Annotated in this window: 3 protein-coding genes; all 3 read left to right on the top strand. The window is 44.6% G+C overall.

Going from position 1 to position 3,864, the window contains the following annotated elements:
* Positions 1-665: 665 nt before the first annotated feature.
* Entirely contained in the window at positions 666-1,937 is a 1,272-nt protein-coding gene (locus tag ABFX15_RS06530; RefSeq protein ID WP_346024662.1) for an argininosuccinate synthase, read from the top strand.
* Positions 1,934-2,974, top strand: a complete 1,041-nt coding sequence (gene argC / locus ABFX15_RS06525; protein ID WP_346024661.1) for an N-acetyl-gamma-glutamyl-phosphate reductase — start codon at positions 1,934-1,936, stop codon at positions 2,972-2,974. The genes ABFX15_RS06530 and argC overlap by 4 nt, the downstream gene beginning before the upstream one ends.
* A gap of 10 nt (positions 2,975-2,984) precedes the next feature.
* The coding region (argJ, locus tag ABFX15_RS06520) for a bifunctional ornithine acetyltransferase/N-acetylglutamate synthase (RefSeq protein WP_346024660.1) at positions 2,985-3,864 on the top strand (880 nt) is incomplete at its 3' end.

Below are 3,864 nucleotides of genomic sequence, written 5' to 3'. Positions count from 1 at the left end.
AATTCAGAACTGAAAAAGTAATGGCTACGCACTATCCCAAAAGGGCGAAGGCGTAGCCGAAGCTTTTTTTATGACCCAAATAGACTTCGTTAAGTCCGACCAGACGGTAACAGACTACCTTGCATAAAGCGATATGCTCAAAACGAATATAAAATGTATACAAATAGCCTTAAATAGCAATCAAACCATAAAATATACAATTTATTTAATATTATCTGTTGACAGAGGCTGGAACATGTTGTACACTTCTTTTTAACATCAGAAATCAAGAAAGTAGATGATCCCCCCTCATCCCAGCGAGTCAGCACAGAGTGGAAGGCTGACATGACCGGTCATCGAAACGAGCTTGTGAGATGCCTTCTGAGCAGGTATGCAGTCAACTTAGGCCGAATGAATCGGTCCGAGCGGATTGTCAGCATATTGAAATTAATTTACCTGTAAAGTAGTGCCGTGTGCAGCGTTAATGCAAAGAGTTGGCAGATAAAGAAAGAATTCATCCTTTCGAGCAAGGCATTATAGTTTAGACTGAAGAAGCCCTTGCTTCAACTGAATCTGCAAATAGAGTGGTACCGCGATGCAATCGTCTCTGTGTAAAGACACAGTGGCGTTTTTTTTATACCAAAAATTAATCCAATTAAAAGAAATCAGAAAAAGGAGAATGCAAAATGACTAACCAAACCTATAACAAAATTGTACTGGCATATTCTGGAGGGCTTGACACATCAGTTATCATCCATTGGCTCAAAGAACATTACGGAAGTGAAATTATTGCAGTAACAGCAAATGTCGGACAGGAAGATGAACTGATCGGATTAGAAGAAAAGGCACTTAAAACCGGGGCATCCAAATTCTATCTGGCAGAAATCGAAGAGTCTTTTGTCTATGATTCAATTTTCCCGACGCTGAAAGCAGGAGCGGTTTACGAGAATAAATACCTTCTAGGAACAGCAACGGCACGTCCGATCATTTCGAAAGCACTAGTAGAAATAGCCAAGCAGGAAGGGGCCGATGCAATCTGTCACGGATGTACGGGGAAAGGGAATGACCAGGTCCGTTTTGAAATGGGCATTAAGGCACTGGCTCCTGAACTGGACATCATCGCACCTTGGAGAAGCTGGGACATTACTTCACGTGAAGAAGCTATTGACTACGCGGAAAAACATCAGATTCCTTTAAAAATATCCAGAGAAACCAATTACTCCAAAGATAAGAACCTCTGGCATTTATCGCACGAAGGATTGGATCTTGAAAATCCAATGAATGAGCCGAAATACGACGACATCCTGGAAATGAGTGTCTCGCCGGAACAGGCACCGGATGAAGCGGGTTATGTCAGTATTACCTTTGAAGAAGGGATTCCAGTTGCTGTCGATGGACAAGAAATGGACGGTGTCAGCCTGATCAAGACACTTAATGCCATCGGCGGCGAGCATGCAATAGGTATCCTGGACATGATCGAGAACAGACTGGTCGGTATGAAGAGCAGAGGGGTCTACGAAACACCAGGTGGAACACTCCTGTACTTTGCCCATGAGCAGCTGGAAATGATTACTCTGGATAAAGAAACACTGCAGCACAAGCAGGAGATAGCTCAGACATATGCCAAGCTGATCTACAATGGCCAGTACTTCACTCCACTGAAACAGGCTCTCGATGCATTTGTTGATGAAACACAGAAGACAGTCACGGGAACAGTGAAACTGAAAGTCTATAAAGGAAACATGATCGTTTCAAGCGTGGAATCTCCATACAGTCTGTATTCCGAAGCTTTTGCTACATTTGACGAAGACGATGTCTACAATCAAGGTGATGCTGAAGGATTCATCAACTTGTACGGTTTATCCAGTGTGATTCAGGCTGAAATGAAACAGAAAATGACTTATGGGAAAGCGGCAAATGAAACGGCAGCTCCGATTCAGTCAGGAAGCCATTTATGAGTATGATCCAAGTTGGAGTCTTAGGAGCGAGCGGGTATGTCGGATCGGAACTGATTGGGATACTGATGAAACATGAGGGTGTAGACATATCAGGTATCTCATCTGAAAACAATCAGGGTGCAGCGTTCTCGTCGCTTTATCCGTCCTTTAAAGGCCAGTATGATGCTCAGTTTGAATCAAATCAGGAAGTGATCAGTAAGTCAGACGTGGTATTCATCTGCCTCCCTCATGGAAAAAGTGAAGGCATGGTGAAACAGTGCATGGATGAAGGAAAAAAAGTCATTGATGCCGGGGCTGATTTTAGACTGAATGATTTGAAACTATATGAAGACTGGTATGAGACAGCGATCAGCTACCCTGACCTTCATGATCAGGCGGTTTATGGTCTGCCTGAAATGAACAAGGAGGCCATCAGTAAAACGTCGCTGGTAGCTAATCCAGGATGTTACCCGACGAGTATCCTGCTGGGACTTTATCCAGCCGTGTCGGAGCATCTGATTGATACGGAGACGCTGATCATCGATGCCAAGTCCGGTGTGACGGGAGCAGGAAAAAACTTGTCGGCTGTCACACATTTCGCCAACAAGAACGAAGGATTTAAAGCTTACAAGGCAGGGACACATCGGCACACGCCTGAGATTGAAGAGAAGTTAAGTCTGATGGGTGCGGATAATGTAAAAGTATCGTTTGTTCCGCATCTGCTTCCGGTCAACCGCGGCATACTATCTACAATGTATGCGGATCTCGAAAATCAAACAGCTCCAGAGATTATCCATGAGCTATATAAGGATTGGTATGCAGATGACCCCTTCATCACGGTTCTTGACTATGGCGACTTGCCGGATATAAGTCATGTCACGCATTCCAATCAGTGCCATATTGGACTGACAGTCGATGAACGGACGAAACGTCTCATCATTGTCAGCGTCATCGACAATATGCAAAAAGGTGCAGCCGGACAAGCTGTACAGAATATGAACATTATGATGGGATTTAATGAAACCGAAGGACTTGCGATGGCAGCCCCGTCGTTTTGAGGTGATGATAATGAAAACGAGTATAAAAGAAAAACAAGGTAATAAATTGAAAAAGATCAGTGGGAATATTTGTGCCGCCAAAGGCTTCTCTGCTTCGGGTATTCATGCCGGTTTCAAGAAAAAGAGAAAGGATCTGGCACTGATCTATAGTCAGACACCGGCAGCGACAGCAAGTGTCTATACACAGAACAAGGTAAAAGGAGCTCCGCTTGAAATCACTAAACTGCACAGCATGAACGGGTTTGCTCAAGCTCTTATATGTAACAGCGGGAATGCCAACACATGCAACGCGAATGGCCTGGAGATTGCCAGCCAGACCTGTGCACTTGTAGCTGAGGCACTCAATATTTCTGAAACAGATGTCCTGGTGGCTTCAACTGGTGTCATAGGACAGCCGTTGTCGATTGACCCTTTTGTTTCAGGCATGTCAGATCTAGTCGATCAACTGCAGGATGATACTGGGAATGATGCGGCTGAAGCTATTTTGACAACAGATACTGGAATCAAGGAGAGTACAGTTGCTTTTATACTGGATGGCCAGACGGTTCACTTAGGAGGCATTTCTAAAGGAAGCGGCATGATTCATCCCAATATGGCGACTATGCTGGGATTTATAACAACTGACGCAGCGATAGCACCCGATTATTTAAACCAGGTGCTGAAAGACGTCGTATCAGACACCTTCAATATGATCAGTGTGGACGGCGATACCTCCACCAACGATATGGTCACCGTACTGGCAAACGGCCAGGCAGGGAATAAGCCGATCGATTCAGATACAGACCCAGACTATCATGTATTCAAAGAAGCACTGCACACCGTCTGTAAAGACTTGGCGATAGCCATTGCAGATGACGGAGAAGGGGCAGGGACCTTGATTACGTGTAACG

Source organism: Alkalibacterium indicireducens (assembly GCF_039522005.1).
Lineage (GTDB): Bacteria > Bacillota > Bacilli > Lactobacillales > Carnobacteriaceae_A > Alkalibacterium > Alkalibacterium indicireducens.
This window is presented reverse-complemented; position numbering and strand designations above follow the sequence as displayed.